Genomic DNA, 23,648 nt, shown 5'->3' on the forward strand with positions numbered 1-23,648 from the left:
ATTCATTTTCCTTGCAGCGGCGTCGCGAGCGGATGCGGATCGCGCGCCTGGGGTTTGACGGACAGCGTGAGGATCACCGCGGCGACGAGCGCGGCGCTCATGAATGCGTACGACGCGACGGGCGAGCCGGTCGCCCCGTTCAGGTAGCCGACGAAGTACGAGCCGACGAACGAGCCGAGCGCGCCCATGCTGTTGATCAGCGCCATTGCGCCACCGGCGACGTTCTTCGGCAGCAGTTCCGGCACGATCGCGAAGAACGGGCCGTACGGCGCGTACATCGCGGCGCCTGCCACGACCAGCAGCGCATACGAGATCCAGAAATGCGACGAACCGAGTGCATACGATGCGGCGAACGCGGCCGCGCCGATCAGCAGGAACGGCCACACGAAACCGCGCCGCGAACCGACCTTGTCAGACGCCCACGACGCGGCGAGCATCGCGATCGTCGCAGCGAGATACGGCAGCGCGGACAGCCAGCCGGTCGCGACCATCCCGAGGTCGGAGCCGTTCTTGACGATCGACGGCAGCCACAGCACGAAGCCGTACACGCCGATGCTCCAGCAGAAATACTGTGCGCACAGCTTGATCACGGCCGGCGAGCGGAACGCTTCGCCATAGTTGCGCATGGGCTTGATCGTGGCCTGCTCGGCCGCGAGCGCGGCGTCGAGGTCGCGCTTTTCCTGCGCGTTGAGCCACGGCGAATCGGCCGGCTTGTCCTGCACGAGGAACCACCAGCACACGGCCCAGAGCACGGCCGGCACGCCTTCGGCGATGAACATGTGGCGCCAGCCGAATTCGTGCACGAGATAGCCCGACACGATCGACATCCACAGCACGGTGACCGGGTTGCCGAGGATCAGGAACGTGTTCGCGCGCGAGCGCTCGTTCTTCGTGAACCAGTTGCTGATGTAGATCAGCATCGCCGGCATCACGGCCGCCTCGACCACACCGAGCACGAAGCGGATCGCCATCAGCGACGGGATGTTGCTGACCACGCCCGTGAGCGCCGCGCAGGCGCCCCACAGGATGAGGCTGACGAACACGAGCTTCTTCACGCTGCGGCGTTCCGCGTAAATCGCGCCGGGAATCTGGAAGAAGAAGTAGCCGAGGAAGAACAGCGCGCCGATCAGCGACGACAGGCCCTTGCTGATCCCAAGGTCCTGGTTGATGCCGGCCGCGGCCGCGAACCCATAGTTCGCGCGGTCGAGGTAGGCGAGGCTGTACGTGATGAAGACGATCGGCATGATCGTCCACCAGCGGCGGGCAGCAAGCGTATTGGCCATCAGAATGTCTCCTATGTCGGAACGCACGCTTCGGCGCGCGTCCCGGTCCCGGATGTTGCCGTGCGCAAGCACGACGAAATGAGTCCGCGGATTGTGCCGTGTCCGGCCTCTCATTACGCGGTGAAGGTTTCCTCTAAGCGATCGGCGCGATTGCTGACGTTTTCGATTCGATCGAGCGCGGCGCGGGTCGGCAGCCCTTCCGAGTCGCCGATCACCTGGATCGCGAGTGCGCCGATCCGGTTGCCGCGCGCCACGGCCTGCTCGATCGTCTTGCCTTCCAGCAGCGCGCTGACCACGCCGACCGCGAAGCCGTCGCCGGCACCGACCGTGTCGACGACGTTCTGCACGCGCTCGCCGGTCACGGTTCCGTCACGGCCGTCGGCCGTCCGGTAGTACGCACCTTCGGCACCGAGCTTGATCACGACGCCGCGTGCGCCCTGCGCCAGATAGAAGCCCGCGATGTCGGCCGGCGTGTCGTGCCCGGTCAGTTGCCGCCCTTCGGCGATGCCCGGCAGCACCCAGTCGGCCAGCGATGCGAGCGCGTTCAGCGTCTTCGCCATCACGTCGGTGGACGGCCACAGCGTCGGGCGCAGGTTCGGGTCGAACGAGATCGACTTGCCGGCCGCGCGCATTTCACGTGCCAGCCTGAACGCGAGCTCGCACGACGTCGCGGAAATCGCCGGGGCAACGCCCGTCAGGTGCAGGTGGCGTGCGCCGAGCACGTAGTCGGCCACATAGTCGTCGCACGACAGGTGGCTCGCGGCCGAGCCCTTGCGGAAATATTCGACGGTCGGGTCGCAGCCGTCGTCGTTGCGCGACTTGAGCTGGAAGCCGGTCGGGTAACGCGGGTCGACGGTCACGCACGACGCGTCGATGCCTTCGCGCGCCAGCATGTCGAGCACGTAGCCGCCGAACGAATCGCGGCCGACGCGGCTCATCCAGCCGACCCGGAAACCGAGCCGCGACAGGCCGATCGCGACGTTCAGGTCGGCGCCCGCGATCCGCTTCGCGAATTGCGTCGCATGCGCGAGATGGCCGGGCTCGTTCGCGACGAACATCGCCATCGCTTCGCCGTAGGTCACGACATCGAGTGCTGCTTTCATGAATGAACTCTCCAGGATCCTGCCGCCGTCACGCGGTGGCGAGCCACGCGACGCGCCGGCACGCATCGCCCGCCAGATCGGCCGCGTCGAACGGAAACTCGATGCCGCGCGGCGCCTGCTGCGGCAGCGCCGCGAGCACGCCGGTCACGAGTGGGTCGTTCGGCGCCGGTGCGGCGGCGAAACGACGCGCGCCCTCACCCTCGACTGCCTTGCAATGAATGTATTCCACATGCGGCGCGAGCACTTGTGCGCAATCGAGCGGCGCTTCACCCGGCCACTGCCAGTTGCCGATGTCGAAGGTCATCCCGAGCGCATCGGGCATGCCGGCCGCGGCCAGCGCGTCGAACAGCCCGCGGAACTGCGCGAGCGCGCCGCCGACCGGAAGCTGGCCGTTCTCGACCACCACGCGGGCCCGCGCGCCGCGCGACAGCGCGACGATGTCGGCCGCGTGCGCGTCGCCGGCGAAACCGCCGAGCTGGAATTTCACGAAGCGCGCGCCGAGCGCGTCGGCTTCCACGAGTGTGCTGCGCAATGCGTCTGCATCGAGCTCGCCCGTTTCCGTATAGAGGTTGGCCGGCGTCGAATAGACCGACCAGAGCCCGTGGCTGGTCAGTTGCGCGCCGAGCGCGGCCAGCGCGCCGGGTGCCGCGTCGTCTTCCGACGCGAACAGTTCGCGCCGCACCTCGAAACCGGTCGCACCGGATGCCGCCGCGGTCGCGACGAATGCGCTGTGGCCCTCCTGACGCACGCGGTCCATCCCGAATGCGCTCGCCACGATCACGATGTCTGTCATGTTGCCCTTTTCACCGGATTGGAACCGGTTCCATTTGCTTGAGACGGATGGTGCGCTTCGCGTCGGACCCACACCATAGAGGAAATCCCTAAGACGGAACCCGACGCGAACGCGCACCCGCTGGCCCGCATCGCGCGTGCGCGGGCCGGGTTCGGCCGCTCAGGCGAGGTCGTGCGCGAGGCTCATCTCGAGGAATTGCGCGGCGACCCGCGACGGCGCGCCGCCGTGCGGCACGAGGATGGAGAAGTGACGTGTGAGCGGCGCGGGCGCGAGCGAGCGCAGCACGAGCGCGGCATCGTCGTGACGCAACGACATCGCGGACACGAACCCGACCCCCATCCCGGCGCGCACGGCTTCCTTCACGGCCTCGACGCCCGCGATCTCGAACGCGACGCGCATCGGCGCCGCGCCATGCGCGAACGCTCGCTCGACGAGCTGCCGCACGGCGGAGCCCGCCTCGCGCAACACCAGCGGATGGGCGGCCAGCGCTTCAAGCGTGACCCCCGACGCGTATTCGGGCGCGGCCAGCGGATGCCCGGTCGGCACGATCGCCACGATCTCGTCCTCGCGCCACGCATGCACCGCGGTGCCCGGCGGCAGCGCCTCGCCGGGCGGCCCTTCGATCATCGCGATATCGAGCGTCGGCAGCGCCGCGACCACGTCGGCCGTATTGCCGCTCATCGTGTGGATCGCCACACGCGGCGCGCGCGGCTGGAACGCGGCGATCAGGTACGGCAGCAGGTAGCTCGCGGGCGTCGTGCTCGCGCCGATGCGCAGCGTGCCGGCCTCGAGGCCGCGCACCGCGTCGCGAAACGCGCGCGCCTGTGCAAACGTGTCGCGCTGCGCCTTCGCGTACTGCGCGAGCTGTTCGCCGACCGGGGTCAGGCGGATACCGCGACCTTCGCGCTGGTACAGCGGCTCGCCGAATTCGTCCTGCAGCAGCCGCAACTGGCCCGACACGGCCGGCTGCGACAGATGCAGCGCCACGGCGGCGTGGCTGATGTTCAGGTGTTCGGCGACGGCGGCGAACGTTATCAGTTGATCCGGGGTCATGGGGATAAATTATCGGCTTTCCGGATAGTTTACGTCACAAATCACAATTTTTCATATCGATATAACGAAATTAGGATTACAGCATCGCAACACGCTCCATCACGGTGCTTCCATGTCCACTGCCCCGACTCCCCATCTCAGCCCCGCCGCGCCGTCGATGCGCGGCCAGTTGAACGGCGTGCTGTTCGTCGCGCTGTTCGCCGCCGCCGTCACGAGCCTGTCCCAGCTTCCCGCGATCGCGGGGCTCGGCCTGTCGCCGCTGATCGTCGGCATCGTCGCCGGTGCGCTGTACGGCAACGCGCTGCGCGACGGCATGCCGGCCAGCTGGGCGGCCGGCGTCAACTTCTCCGCGCGCAAGCTGCTGCGCATCGCGGTCGCGTTCTTCGGGATGCGCGTGAGCCTGCAGGAAATCGCGCAGGTCGGCCTGCCGGGCCTCACGGTGTCGGTGCTGGTCGTCGTCAGCACGCTCGTGATCGGCACCTGGGCCGGCATGAAGATCATGAAGCTCGACCGCGATTCGGCTCTGCTGACCGCCGCCGGTAGCGCGATCTGCGGCGCGGCCGCGGTGCTCGCGTTCGAGTCGACGCTGCAGTCGAAGCCGCATCAGAGCGCGATGGCCGTGGGCAGCGTCGTGCTGTTCGGCACGCTGTCGATGTTCCTGTACCCGATCGCGTATCACGCCGGGCTGTTGAATCTCGATCCGGCCGGCCTTGGCCTGTTCTTCGGCGGCACGATCCACGAGGTCGCGCAGGTGGTCGGCGCGGCGAGCGACATCAGCCCGCAGGTCGCGCACATCGCGACGATCGTCAAGATGACCCGCGTGATGCTGCTGGTTCCGGTGCTGCTGGTGCTCGGTTGGTGGCTCGCCCGCTCGGCACGCGCCACCGCCGGCGGCGCGCAAGGCAAGCGCAAGGTGGCCGTGCCCTGGTTCGCGCTCGGTTTCCTCGGCTTCGTGATCGTCAATTCGCTGAACGTGCTGCCCACCGACGTCACCCACACGCTGAACGTGCTCGACACCTTCGCGCTGACGATGGCGATGACCGCGCTCGGCATCGAAACCCGCGTGGCGCAGATCCGCGCAGCCGGCCCCCGCGCGCTGATGACCGGCCTGATCCTGTACGTGTGGCTGATCGCCGGCGGCTACGGAATCACCTGGGCTGTGCAGCACTGGCTTGGCTGAGTTGCCCGCCCGTGACACTTCGCGCGCCGCGCCCGACGGGATGGTCCCGCGGGCGCGGCGCAGTGCTATGCTTCGCGTCGTTTTCCATCGCCCTCGTTCAGCCGTGCTCTCTTTCCTGCTGAAGCTGCGCACTCGCGCCCAAACGCTGTTCCGCCTGTCGGACGCCCATACGATGCTGATCTGGTCGGCCATCGTCGGCGTCGGCGGCGCCTTTGCCACGATGGCGTTCCGCGAAGGCATCGACCTGATGCAGCACCTGATCTCAGGGCAAAGCGGCAGCTTCGTGCAGATGGCCAAGCGCCTGCCGTGGTACGTGCGGTTCTGGATGCCGGCCGCCGGCGGCTTCCTCGCCGGCTGCGTGCTGCTGCTCGCGACCCGCGGCGACAAGAAAGCCGGCAAGACCGACTACATGGAATCGGTCGCGCTCGGCAACGGCGTCGTGCCGGTCCGCCAGAGTCTGTGGCGCAGCGTCTCGTCGCTGCTGACGATCGGCAGCGGCGGCTCGATCGGCCGAGAAGGCCCGATGGTGCAGCTCGCGGCGCTCGCCGCGTCGCTCGTCGGCCGCTTCGCGCACTTCGACCCGCCGCGCCTGCGCCTGCTGGTCGCGTGCGGGGCGGCGGCCGGCATTACGTCCGCGTACAACGCGCCGATCGCCGGCGCCTTCTTCGTATCGGAGATCGTGCTCGGCGGCATCGCCATGGAAAGTCTCGGGCCGATGATCGTCGCGTCGGTCGTCGCGAACATCGTGATGCGCGAATTTGCCGGCTACCGGCCGCCGTACGAGATGCCGGTATTTCCGGCCGTCACCGGCCCCGAAGTGCTGCTGTTCGTCGTGCTCGGCGCGCTGTGCGGCGTGCTCGCGCCGCAGTTCCTGCACCTGCTCGATGCATCGAAGAACCGGTTCAAGCGGCTGCCCGTGCCGCTGCCCGTGCGGCTCGCGCTCGGCGGCCTCGTCGTCGGCGTGATCTCGGTATGGGTGCCGGACGTGTGGGGCAACGGCTACAGCGTGGTGAACCACATCCTCCATTCGCCGTGGACCTGGCAGGCACTCGTCGCGGTGCTCGTGTTCAAGGTGATCGCGACCTCCGCCACCGTCGGCTCCGGCGCGATCGGCGGGGTGTTCACACCGACGCTGTTCGTCGGCGCGGTGTTCGGCTCGCTGTTCGGGCTCGCGATGCAAGCCGTGTGGCCCGGCCATACGTCGGCGTACTTCGCGTACGCGATCGTCGGGATGGGCGCGTTCCTGACGGGCGCCACGCAGGCGCCGCTGATGGCGATCCTGATGATCTTCGAGATGACGCTCAGCTACCAGGTCGTGCTGCCGCTGCTGGCGTCCTGCGTATTCGCGTACTTCGTCGCGCGCGCGACCGGTACGACGTCGATGTACGAGATCACGCTGCATCACCACCAGGATGCCGAGGAACGCAGCCGGATCCGCACCACGCAGATGCGCGAGCTGATCCAGCCCGCGCAGACGGTCGTGCCGCTCACGGCGAGCGTCGCCGACATGACCCGCGTGTTTCTCGAATATCCGGTGAAGTATCTGTACGTGACCGACGACACCGGGCGTTTTCGCGGTGCGGTCGCGCTGAAGGACATCACGTCCGACCTGCTCGACAAGCGCGATACGACCGACAAGACGGCCGCGCATTACGCGCACACGCCGTTTCCGCTGCTCACGCCCGACATGCCGCTCGCCACCGCGCTCGAACGCTTCATGGCGTTCCAGGGCGAACGCCTGCCGGTAATCGAAAGCGAAGCCGAGCCGACGCTCGCGGGGGTCGTCTACAAGACGTCGCTGCTCGATGCGTACCGGCGGATGACCGGCGAGCGCTGACCGGGCGACTCACCACCGGCAGCGCGAGCGCGGCTCGACGCCGAGGCTGGCTCAGTCCGGCGCGCGCCCGAGCACCACGCGCGCGAAGAACCCCGCGAGCACCGATTCGGCCACCTCGGCCGACACGTGCTGCGGATCGGCCGTGTAGTACGACTGCACGCCATCACACAGGCACATCAGCCCGAATGCGAGCGTCTCTGCCGGCAACAGCAGCGGCGTGCCCGCGCGCTCGGCGAAACGCTTGATGAACTCGGCCATCTGCAGGCGCTTGCCGTGCAGGAACTGGTTGAAGCGCACGCGGAACTTCGCATCGCGCGCCGCCTGCAGCTTCGCTTCACCCCACAGCAGCGAATATTCGTCGTCCTGAAACAGCGTCCGGTAATACGCGAGCGCCATCGACTCCATCTGCTCGCGCGATCCGCCCCCGTCGAAGATCGCCTGGAAGTCGGCCTGCACTTCCGCGTGGTCGCGCTCCAGCAACTCCAGCAACAGGTCGGACTTGCTGCTGAAATTCGAGTAGAACGCGCCGCGCGTATAGCCGGCCGCTGCCGCGATGTCCTCGACGCTCGCGGCCACATAGCCTTTCTTCAGAAAAATACGGTGCGCGGCAATCAGCAGACGTTCGCGCGTCTGGTCCCTGCTCTGCTCGCGAGTTAAGCGCTGTGGTTTCATGGCGCGCAGTCTAGCACTATTTACCTTTCGGATTCATCTTTGCATTCGGATACAGGTGTGTATTAGAATTCGCCACAGTTTCCGAAAGATCTTGTCCGCGCGCCCGTGCCGGCGCCGCTCGGGGCAAGCGCCCGTCGCGCTTGCCGGCTTCGTTCCGCTCTCGCTCTCACCTCATCTGGGGGTTTCGTGAATCGCTCCGGTTCCCGCGCCGCGCTGCTGATCGGCGCCGCGCTCGTCCTTTCCGCCTGTCATCCGAAAGAATCCGCGCCGCCCGCCCCGCGCCCCGTCGTCGCGCTGCCCGCCCATGCCGACGACGCCGCAGTCGCCCGCACGCTCCCCGGCGAAATCCAGCCGCGCTACGCCACCCCGCTGTCGTTCCGCATCGCCGGCAAGATCATCGAGCGCAAGGTGCGCCTCGGCGATACGGTCAAGGTCGGCCAGGTCGTCGCGCTGCTCGATCCGTCCGACGTCGAGAAGAACGCCGCGAGCGCGCAGGCGCAACTCGATGCCGCGACGCACAGCCTCGCGTTCGCAAAGCAGCAGCTCGACCGCGATCGCGCGCAGGCACGTGAAAACCTGATCGCGACCGCGCAGTTCGAGCAGACGGAAAACAGCTACACGTCGGCGCTCGCGCAGCGCGACCAGGCGCAGCAGCAGCTCGCGCTCGCGAAGAACCAGCTCCGCTACGCGACGCTCGTCGCCGATCACGCGGGCTACATCACCGCCGAACAGGCCGACACCGGCCAGAACGTGTCGGCCGGCCAAGCCGTCTACCAGCTCGCGTGGTCGGGCGACGTCGACGTCGTCAGCGACGTGCCTGAAGCCGCGCTCGCGTCGCTCACGCCCGGCCACACGGCCACCGTCACGCTGCCGTCGCTGCCGGGCCGCCAGTTCGCCGCGAAGGTGCGCGAAATGGCACCCGCCGCCGATCCGCAGAGCCGCACCTATCGCGTGAAGCTCACGCTCGCCGCACCCGATCCGGCAATCCGCCTCGGGATGACGGCCAGCGTCGCGTTCGACGGCGCCCCGGCCGCCGGCGACGCGCCGTCGATCACGCTGCCCGCGACCGCGCTGTTCCACGACGGCCAGCAACCGGCCGTGTGGGTCGTGCGCGCGAAGGACGACACGCTCGAACTGCGCCGCGTCGACGTCGCGCGCTTCAACGAGCGCACGGTGACGGTGTCGCACGGGCTGCAGCCCGGCGAACGCGTCGTGCTGCAGGGCGTGCACACGGTCAGCGCGGGCGAGAAGGTCCGCGCGATCGCGCCGCTGCATCCGGAGGACTTCGCATCGTGAGCGTTTCCTACGAAGAAGGCCGCTTCAACCTGTCGGCGTGGGCGCTGCGCCACCAGGCGCTGGTCGTCTACCTGATCGCGCTCGCGACGCTCGCGGGCATCCTCGCGTACACCCGCCTCGCGCAGTCCGAAGACCCGCCGTTCACGTTCCGCGTGATGGTGATCCGCACGTTCTGGCCCGGCGCGACCGCGCGGCAGGTGCAGGAACAGGTGACCGACCGGATCGGCCGCAAGCTGCAGGAAACGCCGGCCATCGACTTCCTGCGCAGCTATTCGCGCCCCGGCGAATCGCTGATCTTCTTCACGATGAAGGATTCGGCGCCCGTGAAGGACGTGCCCGAGACCTGGTACCAGATCCGCAAGAAAGTCGGCGACATCGGCTATACGCTGCCGCCCGGCGTGCAAGGACCATTCTTCAACGACGAATTCGGCGACGTCTACACCAACATCTGGACGCTCGAAGGCGACGGCTTCACCCCCGCGCAGCTCCACGACTACGCGGACCAGCTGCGCACCGTGCTGCTGCGCGTGCCGGGTGTCGGCAAGGTCGACTACTTCGGCGACCCCGACCAGCGGATCTTCATCGAGGTGAACAACGCGCAGCTCACGCGCCTCGGCATCTCGCCGCAGCAGCTCGGGCAGGCGATCAACGCGCAGAACGACATCTCGTCGGCGGGCACGCTGACGACCGCCGACGATCGCGTGTTCGTGCGGCCGAGCGGCCAGTTCGACAACGTCGACGCGATCGCCGACACGCTGATCCGCATCAACGGCCGCACCTTCCGGCTCGGCGATCTCGCGACGGTGAAGCGCGGCTACGACGATCCGGTCGTCACGCAGATGCGTGCGAGCGGCAAGGCTGTGCTCGGCATCGGCGTCACGATGCAGCCGGGCGGCGACGTGATCCGGCTCGGCAAGGCACTCGACGCAGAATCGAAGGACCTGCAGGCGCAACTGCCGGCCGGTCTCAAACTGACGCTGGTGTCGAGCATGCCGCATGCGGTCGAGCATTCGGTCGACGACTTCCTCGAGGCCGTCGCCGAAGCCGTCGCGATCGTGCTGGTCGTGAGCCTCGTGTCGCTCGGCCTGCGCACCGGGATGGTGGTCGTGATCTCGATTCCGGTCGTGCTCGCGGTCACCGCCCTCTTCATGTACCTGTTCGACATCGGCCTGCACAAGGTGTCGCTCGGCACGCTCGTGCTCGCGCTCGGGCTGCTCGTCGACGACGCGATCATCGCCGTCGAGATGATGGCCGTGAAGCTCGAACAGGGCTACACGCGCGCACGCGCCGCCGCGTTCGCCTATACGAGCACCGCATTCCCGATGCTGACCGGCACACTCGTCACCGTGTCGGGCTTCCTGCCGATCGCGCTCGCGAAATCGAGCACCGGCGAATACACGCGCTCGATTTTCGAGGTGTCGGCGATCGCGCTGATCGCGTCGTGGTTCGCGGCGGTCGTGCTGATCCCGCTGCTCGGCTTCCACCTGCTGCCCGAACGCAAGCGGCACGCGCACGAGGCGCACCTGCCGGAAGACCACGAGCACGACATCTACGACACGCGTTTCTACCGGCGGCTGCGCGGCTGGATCGACTGGTGCATCGAGCGGCGCTTCGTCGTGCTGCTGATCACCGGTGCACTCTTCGTCGTCGCGCTGATGGGCTTCTCGCTGGTGCCGCAGCAGTTCTTCCCGAGTTCCGACCGCCCCGAGCTGCTCGTCGACCTGCGGCTGCCCGAAGGCGGGTCGTTCGCGGCGACGCTGCGCGAGACCGAACGCCTCGAGAAAGTGATCGACAAGCGTCCCGAGATCGATCATTCGGTGAACTTCGTCGGCAGCGGCGCGCCGCGCTTCTACCTGCCGCTCGACCAGCAGCTTCAGTTGCCAAACTTCGCGCAGTTCGTGATCACCGCGAAATCGGTGAAGGACCGCGAGAAGCTCGCGACCTGGCTCGAAACCACGTTGCGCGAGCAGTTCCCGGCCGTGCGCTGGCGGCTGTCGCGGCTCGAGAACGGCCCGCCGGTCGGCTACCCGGTGCAGTTCCGCGTGAGCGGCGACAGCATCGCGACGGTCCGCTCGATCGCCGAGAAAGTCGCGGCGACGATGCGCGGCGACGCGCGCACGGTCAACGTGCAGTTCGACTGGGACGAGCCGGCCGAGCGCTCGGTGCGCTTCGAGATCGACCAGAAGAAGGCACGCGAGCTGAACGTCACGTCGCAGGATGTATCGAGCTTCCTCGCGATGACGCTGTCCGGCACGACCGTCACGCAGTACCGCGAGCGCGACAAGCTGATCGCGGTCGATCTGCGCGCGCCGCGGGCCGACCGTGTCGACCCCGCGAAGCTGGCGGGCCTCGCGCTGCCGACCCCGAACGGCCCGGTGCCGCTCGGCTCGCTCGGCCGCTTCAAGCCGACGCTCGAATACGGCGTCGTATGGGAGCGCGACCGCCAGCCGACCATCACCGTGCAGTCGGACGTGCGCGCCGGCGCGCAGGGCATCGACGTCACGCACGCGGTCGACGCGAAGCTGAACGCGTTGCGCGCGCAGTTGCCGGTCGGCTATCAGATCAACATCGGCGGCTCGGTCGAGGAAAGCGCGAAGGCGCAGAACTCGATCAACGCGCAGATGCCGCTGATGGCGATCGCCGTGTTCACGCTGCTGATGATCCAGCTGCAGAGCTTCTCGCGCGTGCTGATGGTCGTGCTGACCGCGCCGCTCGGGCTGATCGGCGTGGTCGCCACGCTGCTGCTGTTCGGGCAGCCGTTCGGCTTCGTCGCGATGCTCGGCGTGATCGCGATGTTCGGGATCATCATGCGCAACTCGGTGATCCTCGTCGACCAGATCGAGCAGGACATCGCGGTCGGCCACCGTCGCATCGACGCGATCATCGGCGCGACCGTGCGGCGCTTCCGCCCGATCACGCTGACGGCTGCGGCCGCCGTGCTCGCGCTGATCCCGCTGCTGCGTTCGAACTTCTTCGGGCCGATGGCGACCGCGCTGATGGGCGGCATCACGAGCGCGACCGTGCTGACGCTGTTCTACCTGCCTGCGCTGTACGCGACGTGGTTCCGCGTGAAGCGCGACGAACGCGACCCGCAGGACGACCCGCCGCATGACGGCAGCACGCCGGCCGCGCCGTCGGGAGCCTGACCATGGATCGATCGATGAACCTGAAAACACAAGCCGTGCGGGCACTCGCCGTGGCGAGCCTCGCCGGCCCGCTCGCGGGCTGTTCCTGGTTCGCGCCGAGCGGCGAGCCGCCCGCGATGCCGTCTCCCGCGCATTACGGCACCACGCCGCAAGTCCAGCAGACGGTGTCCGCGCAAGGCGTCGCGCAGCAGTTCGAGGTCGGCGCACAGCCGGTGCCCGACTGGTGGAAACAGTACCGCTCCGATGCGCTGAATGCGCTCGTCGACGAAGGGCTGCGCAACAGCCCGACCTTGAGCGCGGCATCGCACTCGCTCGATGCCGCGCGCGAACAGTTGCGCGGGCAGATCGGCAGCTCGATGCTGCCGTCGATCGAAGCGGGCGGCCAGGCCACGCGCCAGCGTGCGCTCGGCGTGCCGATTCCCGCGCTCGGCGCGCCGACACTGCTGTACGACACGTTCGTCGGGCAGCTGCAGGCGAGCTACACGATCGACCTGTTCGGCGCGTCGCGTTTCGCGAACCGCGCGCTGGCACGACGCGTCGACGTCAGCGCGTTCCAGCTCGAATCCGCGCGGCGCGCGCTGGCCGCGAACATCGTCACCGCGTCGATCACGGTGTCGGTGCTGAACGCGCAGATCCACACGACCGAGCGGCTCGTCGCGCTCGCCAACGACCAGGCGCACGACGCCGAACGCCGCTACGCGCTCGGTTCCGCCTCGCGCAGCGACGCACTGAACGCGCGGCAAAGCGCCGACACGTTCGCGGCGAGCCTGCCCGCGCTGCGCCAGCAACGCGACTCGGCACGCCATGCGCTCGCGGTGCTGGTCGGCCGCACGCCCGACCGGCCGCCGGCCGACCTCACGCTCGCCGATCTGCACCTGCCCGAACAGGTGCCCGTCGTCGTGCCGTCGGACCTGCTGCAAAGCCGCCCGGACATCCAGGCGGCCGACGCGGGGCTGAAGGCGGCCGCGGCCGAAGTGGGCCTCGCGACCGCGCAGATGTTCCCGCAGCTGTCGCTGTCGGCTGCGATGGGTAAAGGCGGCTTCAGCTGGCCGACGATGCTGTCGGGCGCCGGTTCGATCTGGAACATCGGCGCATCGCTGAGCCAGCCGATCTTCCACGGCGGTGCCCTGCTCGCGCAGCGCCGCGCGGCGAAGGCGACCTACGAGGCCGCGGTCGACCAGTACAAGCAGGCCGTGCTCGGCGCATTCCAGAACGTCGCCGATGCGCTCGCGGCGCTCGAACACGATGCCGAGGCGCTCGACGCGTCGTCCCGCGCCGCGCTGTCCGCGCGCGGCGCGTACGACGACGCGGCGGCCCGCGTGCGGCTCGGCGCACTGCCGCCGTCGGCCGCGCGTGCCAGCGAGCTGCAGTATCGCAACGCGCGGCTCGACGAGATCCGTGCGACCGGCGCGCGGTTCGCGGATACCGCACGGCTTTACCAGGCGATGGGCACGCCGCCGGTCGACAAGGCCGACAAGTCCGGCCCGTCCGGCAAGACCGACAAGGCGGCCGACAACCCAACCGGCCAGCAAGCACGCGCCGCCACCGCCGACACTCCGCCTGCGCCGCAATAAACCAGCCCTGCCGTCGGGTGCGCGCGAAATCCCCCCGCGCACCCGATTCCCGATCTTCCGCTTGACCCTCACGTAGCGTAACGTTCGAGACTCCAGTGTGCGTACCGAACGGAGGAACGAATGCGACTGAAAGTGGGAGAACTGGCGAAACGCAGCGGGCTGACCGTCCGCACGCTTCATCACTATCACGCGATCGGTCTGCTGACGCCTTCGGCGCGCGCCGACAACGGCTACCGGCTGTACGACCGCCACGACATCGCCCGGCTCCACCAGATCCAGGCGCTGCGTTGCTTCGGCCTGTCGCTCACCGAAATCGGCGACCACCTGAACCAGCCCGACACCCCGCTCGTCGAGCTCGTCGCGAAGCAGATCGCGCTGCTCGACCGTCAGCTTGCGCAGACCGCGCAGCTGCGCGAGCGGCTCGTCAGCCTGCATGCGCAGCTTGCCGCGGGTACGGAGCCGGAGCTGGCTGATTGGCTCACCACACTGGAGTTGATGACCGTGTACGACAAATATTTTTCCGAGGAAGAACTCGCGCGCCTGCCGATGTACCAGAAGAGCCAGGCGGGCGACGCCGAATGGATCGCGCTCGTCGGCTCAGTCCGCGCGCTGCACGACGCGGGCGTACCCGCCGAGGACGACCGCACCCGTGTGCTCGCCAGCCGCTGGATGGCGCTGCTCGTGCGCGACACGAACAACGACCCGCGGCTGCTGGCGAAGCTGAACCTGATGCACGAACACGAACCGGCGATGCAGTCGAAGATCGGCATTTCGACTGCGTTGCGCGACTATGTGCTGCGCGCGTCGTCGGAAACCAAGATGCGGATCTTCGAGAAGTATCTCGCGCCGGACGAGATCCGCTTCATGCGGGCGCACTACGGCGAAAGCGCGATGGCATGGCCGCAACTGATGGGCGACGTGCGCGATGCGATCGATGCGGGCGCCAAGCCGGATTCACCGGAAGGCCGCGCGCTCGCGCAGCGCTGGCTCGCGCTGTTCTGCAGCTATGCCGGCACCGATCCGGCCACGCATGCGAAATTCCGCCACGCGATGATGAACGAGCCGTCACTGACGCAGGATTCGTGGATCGACGACACGTTGATCGGTTTCGTGCGGGACGCGATGGCGCAGCTTGCGCCCGCGCAATGAACACGTTGAGCGCATTGAGCGCATGACGATGCGGGCGGCGGGCGGATTGCCCGCGCGCCGTCCGCTTCACCCTTTGCAACCCGCGCGCGGCGCACGGCCGGCGCGACGACGCGCGACCGGCGCCGCCCCGCCACCTGGCGGTTGCGATGTGTCAGTCCGCCTCGCCGACGCCGTCATCGCTGAACGCGAGCAGGTCGCCGGGCTGGCAGTCGAGATAGCGGCAGATCGCCTCGAGCGTCGCGAAACGGATGCCCTTGACCTTCCCTTGCTTGAGCAGCGACAGATTCTGTTCGGTGATGCCAACGGCCGCCGCGAGATCCTTCGAGCGGACCTTGCGCGTCGCGAGCATCACATCGAGCTTGACCACGATCGACATGGCGCGCCTCAGACGAACTGGCGATGTTCGGCATCGAGCTCGCTCGCCTGCCGGAGAATGTGCGCGATGACCGCAATGCAGGCCGCGGTGAACAGCGCGACCACGTACGGCAGGCTGAAGCCGATGCTGACCACGCGATGGCCGACCGGTTCGCGCAACGTCGCCCACACGCTCAGAAGCGGTTCGCACAGCAGGCTCAGCAACACCCACAGGCCGATCGCCCGGCCCGTCTTGCCGAGATGGCCGGCAGCTTGCGCGGAGAAATAGTCGCGGCGCGCGTAGGTACGGAACAGCGCGCGCAGATGACGCAGGCCGTTCGCAAGCGCGATCAGCGGCACGCTCGACAGCAGGATGCCGACCGCCTTCTGCCACCACGGGAAGGCGGCGACGTCCACGCTCAGGTTCGAGATCACCGAATCGGTGAGGCCGAATACGAGGCCGGGCCCGGAGGCCGTGTTCAGCGACGGAAACGCCCAGCACCCGGCGTTGAGCACCAGCATGCCGACGATGAACCACAGCGTGACGGTGGCCATCTGCTGGCTGATACGGGCAATGCGATCGGAATGCATGCGAAGTCCTCGACGGGGAATGAACGTGCGTCGAGTGTACACCGATAATTATCGTAAAACGATAATTAATCGTCGTTCTGCCATGATTTATTATCGCTCGGCATGTCCGGCCCGCGTCGACAGGCGCGTGTCGCACGCACCGTCGCGACCGCCGAGCGCGTGCCTATTGATAGTCGCGCACGCTGATCCCGTGCCAATGCTTCGTCATGTAGCGCAGGAACGCGGGTTGGGCTTTCAGGTCCGCATTCGGCACGGGCGCCGCGCCGCCGTCGAAACGCTTGCCCCGGTGCGTCAGCACTTCCTCGCCGCGCAGTACGTACTTTTTCCCCTGGTCGATCAGGAAGTACTTGACTGCATCGGGGCTGACGTCGCCGCGGCAGCCGATCTTGTACGCAAACAGGAACTGCCTGCGGCCGTTGCCGAGCAGGTCGGGCATCTCGACCGACGCGGGCACGACGTCGAGCACCTTGTCCTCGCCGCATTCGGTCACGTCGTCACGCACCGACCAGTCGGGCTGCCCGTTCAGCGTGCCGACCACCCGGAGATGCACGTCGTCGCCCTGTTCGGTGGTCGCGAACGTGACGGCATGTGCGCCGGCCGCGTCGGTCCACTTGTATTCGGCAGCCTGCACCGGGTTGAGCCACGACGCGACGGCGGCAACGGCGAGCCAGCGGCTCGCGGCAAAGACCTGTTTCATGAATGAAGACGACCCCGGATTGAACGCGCCATTATCCGCATGGCCACATCGCGCTGCCACCCCTTCGATGCGCCCCGCTCACCCACCGCGCGACCCGAGCCCGAGCGCCTTCAGGCGGCGGTACAGCGTCCGCTCGCTCATTCCCGTCCGTTCGGCCAGTGCCTTGCGCGTGCCGGCGAACCCGCTCGCGATCCGCACGAGTTCGGCATCCGTCAGCACACCAGCCGCCCCCTCCTGCGGCACCGCCGATGCGACAACCAGCTCGGCCGGCAGATGCTCGACGCGGATCGCCCCGTCGTCCGCGAACAGGCACGCGCGCTCGAGCACGTTGCGCAGCTCGCGGATGTTGCCCGGCCACGCATACGCATCGAGACACGCCCGCGCGCGCTCGGTCAGCACGAACGGCCGGGCCGCGAACGGCCGCGCGCCCGCGTCGCCCGCACTGGCGCGCGTGTTCGCGATCCGCCGCAGGATCGACTCGGCCAGCAGCGCGACGTCCCCGCGCCGGTCGCGCAATGCCGGCAACGGAATCGGAAACGCATTGATCCGGTAGTAGAGATCCTGCCGGAACCGGCCGTCGTCGATCATCTCGCGCAGCGGCTTGTGCGTCGCCGCGACCAGCCGGAAATCCGCGCGCAGCGCCTCGACGCCGCCGACACGGCGGAACGTGCCCGACTCGATCAGCCGCAGCAGCTTCACCTGCATCGGCAGCGGCACGTCGCCGATCTCGTCGAGAAACAGCGTGCCGCCCTGCGCAGTCTCGACGAGGCCCGGCTTGCGCTGGTTCGCCCCCGTGAACGCGCCCTTCTCGTAGCCGAACAGTTCGCTCTCGAACAGCGTCTCGGCGATCCCCGAGCAATCGACGACGACGAACGGCCCCATCGCGCGATCGCTCGCCTCGTGCAGCGCACGGGCGAACAGTTCCTTGCCGGTGCCCGATTCGCCGAGCAGCAGCACCGGCAGCATCGAGGGCGCCACGCGCTGCAATGCGCCGAGCGCCGCATTGAACGCATCGGCACCGCCGACGAGCCCTTCCGCACTCGGCTGCGCGGATGCGCTGCGCACCGTCGTCAGCCGCTCGACGTACGCGATCACGTTGCCGTGCGCATCGAAGATCGGCCGCAATTCGACGTCGACATGCTCGGGGCCGCGCGGTGTGTGGTGGATGTGCAGTACGCGATTCAGCCCGCGCGATTCGAGCGCCTGCTTCATCGGGCAATGCTCGCCGGCCTGGTCGCACGGCACGTCGTAGTGGTGCGAGACCTCGAAGCAGTGCCGGCCCACGTGCTCGACGCCGGCGACGCCGAACTGGCGCCGGTACGCATCGTTCGCCGCGAGGATGCGGTAGTCGGGATCGACGACGATCGTCGGTTGCGGATCCTGCTCGAGATACGCGACGAGCGCGCGCACGTCGGGCATGACGTCGTGGCGCGGCGCGGGGACGATCGGGATGGTGTCGTGCGGATTCATGCGGACGCTCGGTGAAGGGGCTGCCTGACGAACTGCCAGGCGGACTGCCAATTCTGCCATGACACTGCCAGTTGTGGCAGTCCATCGTGTCGGACGGATGCCGCCGACGCCTGTGCATCGCTGCGGCCGCGCCCAAAACCCGAACCAAATCAAGTCCCTGGCAGATCGGCCGGCACTGCGATGCAGGCTGGCACGCTTCTTGAGTTACCGATCCCGATGAAAGATGCAGAACCCGATCGAGGACACCCCGTGAGCGATGCCACCACCCTGTCGGTCGAAGGCTTTTTCGACCCGGCGACCCACACCGTCAGCTATCTGCTGCTCGATACCGCGAGCCGCGCGTGCGCGCTGATCGACAGCGTGCTCGACTACGACCCGAAATCCGGCCGCACCCACACGGCCAGCGCCGACCGGCTGATCGCCCGCGTCGCCGAACTCGGCGCGGACGTGCACTGGCTGCTGGAAACCCATGTGCACGCCGACCACCTGTCGGCCGCGCCGTACCTGAAGGAACACGTCGGCGGCCGGATCGCGATCGGTTCGCACGTGCGCCGCGTGCAGCACGTGTTCGGCACGCTGTTCAACGCGGGCCCCGGCTTCGCGCAGGACGGCCGCCAGTTCGACCGGCTGCTCGACGATGGCGACACGCTCGCGCTCGGCGCGCTGACGATCCGCGCGCTGCATACGCCGGGCCACACGCCCGCGTGCATGACCTACTGCGTCGACGACGCGACGCAGCGCGCGGCCTTCGTCGGCGACACGCTGTTCATGCCCGACTACGGCACGGCGCGCTGCGACTTCCCGGGCGGCGACGCGCGCACGCTGTACCGCTCGATCGCGCGCGTGCTCGGCCTGCCGCCCGACACGCGCCTGTACCTGTGCCACGACTACCAGCCAGGCGGCCGCGACGTGCAGTTCGAGACGACCGTGGCCGAGCAGCGCCTCGCGAACGTGCACGTGAAGGACGGCGTGACCGAGGACGATTTCGTCGCGATGCGCACCGCGCGCGACGCCACGCTCGCGATGCCGGTGCTGATGCTGCCGTCCGTGCAGGTCAACATGCGCGCCGGCCACCTGCCCGAGCCCGAAAACAATGGCGTGCGCTACCTGAAGATCCCGCTCGACGCGATCTGAGCCGCGCGCCCCACCCGGAGAACCCCGACATGACCATCCGCAAGCTGACCGACGCGCTGTCGGTCTCGCCGCAGATCGCGGCGGCCGACCTGCCCGCGCTTCACGCGGCCGGCATCCGCGCGATCATCTGCAACCGCCCCGACGGCGAAGGCCCCGACCAGCCGACCGTCACCGAGATCCGCGCCGCCGCCGCGCCGCTCGGCATCGACGTGCATTACCTGCCGGTCGATACGGGCAAGGTGACCGACGACCAGGCCACGCAGTTCGGCGCGCTCGTCGCGTCGCTTGAAGGCCCGGTGCTCGCGTACTGCCGCAGCGGCACGCGTTCGGCCACGCTGTGGGCGCTGTCGCAAGCCGGCCTGCGCCCGCTGAACGACATCGTCGCGACGGCCGCTGCGGCCGGCTACGACCTGCGCGCGCTCGCCTCGCGGGTCGTGCAAGGCGGCAGGCAGGCGGCACCGGCCGTCGACGCGCGGCACGACATCGTGATCGTCGGCGCGGGCGCGGCCGGCATCGCGGTCGCATCGAGCCTGCTCGCGCGCGACGCATCGCTCGACATCGCGGTGATCGATCCGGCCGACGTTCACTACTACCAGCCGGGCTGGACGATGGTTGGCGCGGGCGTGTTCCGGCCCGAGACCACCGCGCGCCGGATGACCGACGTGCTGCCGCGCGGCGTGCACCGGATCCAGGCCGCCGTCGCGGGCTTCGAGCCCGACGCGCAGACGGTCGTGCTCGACGGCTGCCGCCGCATCGGGTATCGCAAGCTCGTCGTGTGTCCGGGGCTCAAGCTCGACTGGCACGCGATCGACGGCCTCGCCGACACGCTCGGCCGCAACGGCGTCACGTCGAACTACCGCTACGATCTCGCGCCGTACACGTGGGAGCTCGTGCGCGCGTTCCGCGGCGGCAACGCCCTCTTCACGCAGCCGCCGATGCCGATCAAGTGCGCCGGTGCGCCGCAGAAGGCGATGTACCTGTCGTGCGACCACTGGCGGCGCGCGGGCCGCCTCGAGGCCGCGAACGTCGAGTTCCTGAATGCGGGCGGCGCGCTGTTCGGCGTCGCCGACTACGTGCCCGCGCTGATGGAGTACGTGAAAAGCTACGACATCGCGCTGTCGTTCGGCCACAACCTCGTCTCGATCGACGGGCCCGCACGCCGCGCGACGTTCGCACGCGCGCTGCCGGACGGCGGCAAGGAAACCGTCGTGCGCTCGTTCGACATGATCCATGTGGTGCCGCCGCAGAAGGCGCCCGACTTCGTGCGTTCGAGCCCGCTCGCCGACGCGGCCGGCTGGATCGACGTCGATCCGGCGACGCTGCGGCACCGGCAGTTCCCGGACATCTACGCGCTCGGCGACGCGACCAACACGACCAATGCGAAAACGGCCGCGGCCGCCCGCAAGCAGGCGCCCGTCGTTGCGCACAACCTGCTCGCGTCGCTCGGCCGCGCGCACGGCGATGCCGCGTATGACGGCTACGGCTCGTGCCCGCTCACCGTCGAGCGCGGCAAGATCGTGCTCGCCGAATTCCTGTACGGCGGCAAGGTCGCGCCGACCTTCCCCGCGTGGCTGATCGACAGCAAGCGCCCGTCGCGGCTCGCGTGGCTGCTCAAGGAGCGCGTGCTGCCGCCGCTCTACTGGAAGGCGATGCTCAAGGGCCGCGAATGGCTCGCGAAGCCCGCGATCGCACGTTGACCGGAGCCCGCTGACGTCATGCTGATTTCCCTCGTACTGGGCGGTTTCGTCGGTGCCGTGCTCGGCCTGACCGGCGCCGGCGGCGGCATCCTCGCGGTGCCCGCGCTCGTCGTCGGCATGGGCTGGCCGATGCAGCAGGCCACGCCCGTCGCGCTCGTCGCGGTGGCTGGCAGCGCCGCGCTCGGCGCGCTCGAAGGTTTCCGCCGCGGGCTCGTGCGCTATCGCGCGGCGCTGCTGATGGCCGTGGCCGGCGTGCCGCTGACCACGCTCGGCGTGCGGCTCGCGCACGTGCTGCCGCAACGCCTGCTGCTCGCGCTGTTCGCACTGACGATGCTGATCGTCGCCGGCCGCCTGTTGCGGCAGGCGCTGCGGCGCGCGCCGGTCGACGCCGACGCGTCGCCGCTGTGCGTCGGCCGCGTGAATCCCGATACGGGCCGGCTCGTGTGGTCCTGGCCAGTTGGCGTCGCGCTGGCGTCGACCGGTGCGATGACGGGCCTGATGACGGGGCTGCTCGGCGTCGGCGGCGGCTTCGTGATCGTGCCGATGCTGCGCAAGTTCACGAACGTGTCGATGCATGGCGTCGTCGCGACGTCGCTGATGGTGATCGCGCTCGTCGGCACCGGCGGCGTGTTCGCGACGCTCGTGTCGGGCACGCGCGCACCGCTCGACGTGACGCTGTGGTTCACGGTCGCAACCGCGCTCGGCATGGCCGCCGGCCGCGGCGCGTCGCACCACCTCGCGGCGCGGCACGTGCAGGCCGGGTTCGCGGCCGTGCTCGTGTGTGTCGCGCTCGGGCTGCTGGCGAAGGCGGCGTTCGGCGCGTAAGGCGGCATACGATCGGGCGCGGGCAACGAGCCGGCGCCCGGATCGCGCTGAGGCCGCCACGCCGAAATCTTCACAATTCGCCGGGAGTCCCGTGCTAGATTCGTGGCGCGTCGCCATCGCGACGGGTATCGAATCTAACAACTAGTAAGGATTCCTGTAATGGCCATCAGCACACGAGGATGCGCGGCGATTGCCACGCTGCTGTTCGCACCGCTCACCGCTTTCGCCACCCCGGCCTACACCGCCGCATTGACGCTCGCCACGCTGTCGCCACCGGTCGGTGGAACCGACAAGGCCACGCTCAAGCTCACCAACACCGGCACCGCGCCCGCAGCTGCCGGGCTGTTCATCGGGATGCCGGCCGGCTTCAGCGCGAACGGTCTCACCAGCACCTGCGGCGGCACGCTCACCGACGACGGTGCGTCGCGCGCGACACTGTCGGGCATGACGGTGCCGGCCGGCGGCACCTGCACGCTCGGCTTCACGCTCGACGTGCCGCCCGTCGCGGCGCTGCCGCCGGCGGGTGCGCGCAGCTTCACGATCGCGGCCGGCACGGCCGCGGGGCTCGCGACGCTGTCCGCCACCACGGCACCCACACTCTCCGGCTTCCTCGGTTCGACGCCGGGCCTTTACAGCAACACGTGGTTTCCGTCGACGGTGCGCAGCGTCGGCACCCTCGACCTGTTCATCACGCCGCAGACGGACCCGGGCCCGAACTCGAACGTGTTCTGGTCGAACCAGGTCAATTCGCTGCACGGCTATACCGGCCTGCAGTCGACCGAGCTGGTGTCGGCCAGCGAAGGCGTCGGCAAGCAATTCCTGTTCAGCCTGTGGGGCGCGACCGCCGCGAAGCCCGGCACGCCCGCGAGCGCCGGCATCGGCGCGGGCAGCTATTGCACGGTCAGCGGCTCGGCGACCGACGGCAGCGCGGGCGCGCAGTGCCGTTATCGCTACGACTGGCAGGCCGGCCACACCTACCGGTTCCGCATCACGCCCGACGCGAACCAGGGCCCCGGCTGGTTCAAGAGCAACGTCACCGACGTGACGCCCGGCTCGACCGGCGACAGCTTCGACATCGGCAGCATCTATGTCGGCACGACGCAGACGCAGGTGCCCGTCTCGTCGATCAGCCAGTGGGTCGAATATTTCGACTGGAACTCGAGCCGCACGAGTTGCACGTCGATCGCGTACACGGACGCGCAGTTCAGCATTCACGCGTACGACGCGATCGGCAACGCGGTGACGGTGCCGGCGCCGTCGGTCACGGTCAACAAGACCTGCCCGGCCAGCGATGCGAATGCGTCCGTGTCGAACGGCGTCGCGACGCTGATCGGCGGCCCGCAGCAATCGGCAGCCGGCCTCGTGAAAGCGAACGGTACCTGCCTGACCGCGTCCGGCGGCCTGGCTGACGGCCATCCGGCCGTGCTCGGCGCCTGTCCGACACTCGCATCGGTGCGCACGTCCGGCGGCACGCACTTCAATCCGCAACTGTGGGTCGTTGCGGGTGACGGTACGCTGCAGACCAAGTACAGCTACTGCCTCACCGCGCAAGCCAACGGCGCGCTGCTGCGCACGTGCGCGGCCGGTGCGGCGGATCAGCAATGGCGGGTGAAAGCCGGCACGGCACCCGGTTCGGCGCAACTCGTGTCGCAGTCGACAGGCAGCTGCCTGGCGCCTGCCGCCGGCGGCACGTTGACGCTCCAGCCGTGCACGGCCGCCACGGCAGTCTGGACGACGCCCGGCAAGAGCTTCGCGTACTGAGCGGCGCCGCCCCACGCGCAGCGCCACCGAACA

At 68.7% G+C, this 23,648-nt stretch carries 19 protein-coding genes; 10 read left to right on the forward strand and 9 right to left on the reverse strand.

Features of this window, described 5'->3' with window-relative positions:
• Positions 1–2: 2 nt before the first annotated feature.
• The 4 genes from BDO18943_RS02365 to BDO18943_RS02380 all read right to left on the reverse strand — a co-directional run bounded on the left by BDO18943_RS02365 (position 3) and on the right by BDO18943_RS02380 (position 4,232).
• Positions 3–1,283, reverse strand: a complete 1,281-nt coding sequence (locus tag BDO18943_RS02365) for an MFS transporter (RefSeq protein WP_175021071.1) — start codon at positions 1,281–1,283, stop codon at positions 3–5.
• A 113-nt stretch (positions 1,284–1,396) separates the two neighbouring features.
• The gene (locus BDO18943_RS02370; protein WP_175021072.1) at positions 1,397–2,386 is read right to left on the reverse strand and encodes a sugar kinase; all 990 of its coding nucleotides are present in this window, start codon (positions 2,384–2,386) and stop codon (positions 1,397–1,399) included.
• 28 nt (positions 2,387–2,414) lie between these two features.
• The gene (locus BDO18943_RS02375; RefSeq protein WP_175021073.1) at positions 2,415–3,179 is read right to left on the reverse strand and encodes a sugar phosphate isomerase/epimerase; all 765 of its coding nucleotides are present in this window, start codon (positions 3,177–3,179) and stop codon (positions 2,415–2,417) included.
• Positions 3,180–3,338: 159 nt separating this feature from the next.
• On the reverse strand, positions 3,339–4,232 hold the full coding sequence (locus tag BDO18943_RS02380) for a LysR family transcriptional regulator (protein ID WP_089450564.1): 894 nt from the start codon (positions 4,230–4,232) through the stop codon (positions 3,339–3,341).
• A gap of 112 nt (positions 4,233–4,344) precedes the next feature.
• Between BDO18943_RS02380 and BDO18943_RS02385 the strand changes: the two genes are divergently transcribed.
• Together BDO18943_RS02385 and BDO18943_RS02390 are read left to right on the forward strand one after the other, a co-directional pair.
• Positions 4,345–5,412, forward strand: coding sequence for a YeiH family protein (locus BDO18943_RS02385; protein WP_175021074.1), 1,068 nt, complete (start codon positions 4,345–4,347; stop codon positions 5,410–5,412).
• Positions 5,413–5,515: 103 nt separating this feature from the next.
• The gene (locus BDO18943_RS02390) at positions 5,516–7,249 is read left to right on the forward strand and encodes a ClcB-like voltage-gated chloride channel protein (RefSeq protein WP_205187831.1); all 1,734 of its coding nucleotides are present in this window, start codon (positions 5,516–5,518) and stop codon (positions 7,247–7,249) included.
• A gap of 51 nt (positions 7,250–7,300) precedes the next feature.
• On the opposite strand, the gene BDO18943_RS02395 is transcribed toward BDO18943_RS02390, so the two are convergent.
• Positions 7,301–7,921 (reverse strand): TetR/AcrR family transcriptional regulator, encoded by a 621-nt coding sequence (locus tag BDO18943_RS02395; RefSeq protein WP_043183009.1) that lies wholly within the window; start codon positions 7,919–7,921, stop codon positions 7,301–7,303.
• A gap of 186 nt (positions 7,922–8,107) precedes the next feature.
• On the opposite strand from BDO18943_RS02395, the gene BDO18943_RS02400 reads away from it, so the two are divergent.
• The 4 genes from BDO18943_RS02400 to BDO18943_RS02415 all read left to right on the forward strand — a co-directional run bounded on the left by BDO18943_RS02400 (position 8,108) and on the right by BDO18943_RS02415 (position 15,086).
• Entirely contained in the window at positions 8,108–9,217 is a 1,110-nt protein-coding gene (locus BDO18943_RS02400; RefSeq protein WP_175021076.1) for an efflux RND transporter periplasmic adaptor subunit, read from the forward strand.
• A complete protein-coding gene (locus BDO18943_RS02405) occupies positions 9,214–12,363 on the forward strand; it encodes an efflux RND transporter permease subunit (protein WP_175021077.1) in 3,150 nt (1,049 codons plus the stop codon). Before BDO18943_RS02400 ends, BDO18943_RS02405 begins: the two co-directional genes overlap by 4 nt.
• A gap of 2 nt (positions 12,364–12,365) precedes the next feature.
• Positions 12,366–13,937: an efflux transporter outer membrane subunit gene (locus tag BDO18943_RS02410; RefSeq protein WP_175021078.1), complete on the forward strand. Its 1,572-nt coding sequence runs from the start codon at positions 12,366–12,368 to the stop codon at positions 13,935–13,937.
• A gap of 120 nt (positions 13,938–14,057) precedes the next feature.
• On the forward strand, positions 14,058–15,086 hold the full coding sequence (locus BDO18943_RS02415; RefSeq protein WP_175021079.1) for a MerR family transcriptional regulator: 1,029 nt from the start codon (positions 14,058–14,060) through the stop codon (positions 15,084–15,086).
• Between the two features lie 151 nt (positions 15,087–15,237).
• On the opposite strand, the gene BDO18943_RS02420 is transcribed toward BDO18943_RS02415, so the two are convergent.
• The 4 genes from BDO18943_RS02420 to BDO18943_RS02435 form a co-directional block, all read right to left on the reverse strand.
• Positions 15,238–15,462, reverse strand: a complete 225-nt coding sequence (locus BDO18943_RS02420; RefSeq protein WP_174916917.1) for a helix-turn-helix domain-containing protein — start codon at positions 15,460–15,462, stop codon at positions 15,238–15,240.
• 8 nt (positions 15,463–15,470) lie between these two features.
• Positions 15,471–16,031 (reverse strand): DUF2975 domain-containing protein, encoded by a 561-nt coding sequence (locus BDO18943_RS02425; protein WP_175021080.1) that lies wholly within the window; start codon positions 16,029–16,031, stop codon positions 15,471–15,473.
• A gap of 163 nt (positions 16,032–16,194) precedes the next feature.
• Entirely contained in the window at positions 16,195–16,728 is a 534-nt protein-coding gene (locus BDO18943_RS02430; protein ID WP_175021081.1) for a M949_RS01915 family surface polysaccharide biosynthesis protein, read from the reverse strand.
• A 78-nt stretch (positions 16,729–16,806) separates the two neighbouring features.
• A complete protein-coding gene (locus BDO18943_RS02435) occupies positions 16,807–18,198 on the reverse strand; it encodes a sigma-54 interaction domain-containing protein (protein ID WP_175021082.1) in 1,392 nt (463 codons plus the stop codon).
• 216 nt (positions 18,199–18,414) lie between these two features.
• Here BDO18943_RS02435 and BDO18943_RS02440 point away from each other — a divergent pair, with 216 nt between their 5' ends.
• The 4 genes from BDO18943_RS02440 to BDO18943_RS02455 all read left to right on the forward strand — a co-directional run bounded on the left by BDO18943_RS02440 (position 18,415) and on the right by BDO18943_RS02455 (position 23,615).
• Positions 18,415–19,332 (forward strand): MBL fold metallo-hydrolase, encoded by a 918-nt coding sequence (locus BDO18943_RS02440; RefSeq protein WP_374101870.1) that lies wholly within the window; start codon positions 18,415–18,417, stop codon positions 19,330–19,332.
• Positions 19,333–19,361: 29 nt separating this feature from the next.
• On the forward strand, positions 19,362–21,029 hold the full coding sequence (locus BDO18943_RS02445; protein WP_175021084.1) for a bifunctional protein tyrosine phosphatase family protein/NAD(P)/FAD-dependent oxidoreductase: 1,668 nt from the start codon (positions 19,362–19,364) through the stop codon (positions 21,027–21,029).
• 18 nt (positions 21,030–21,047) lie between these two features.
• Positions 21,048–21,854, forward strand: a complete 807-nt coding sequence (locus BDO18943_RS02450; protein ID WP_175021085.1) for a sulfite exporter TauE/SafE family protein — start codon at positions 21,048–21,050, stop codon at positions 21,852–21,854.
• Positions 21,855–22,013: 159 nt separating this feature from the next.
• A complete protein-coding gene (locus BDO18943_RS02455; protein ID WP_175021086.1) occupies positions 22,014–23,615 on the forward strand; it encodes an RICIN domain-containing protein in 1,602 nt (533 codons plus the stop codon).
• Positions 23,616–23,648: the final 33 nt, after the last annotated feature.

This window comes from Burkholderia aenigmatica, assembly GCF_902499175.1.
GTDB lineage: Bacteria > Pseudomonadota > Gammaproteobacteria > Burkholderiales > Burkholderiaceae > Burkholderia > Burkholderia aenigmatica.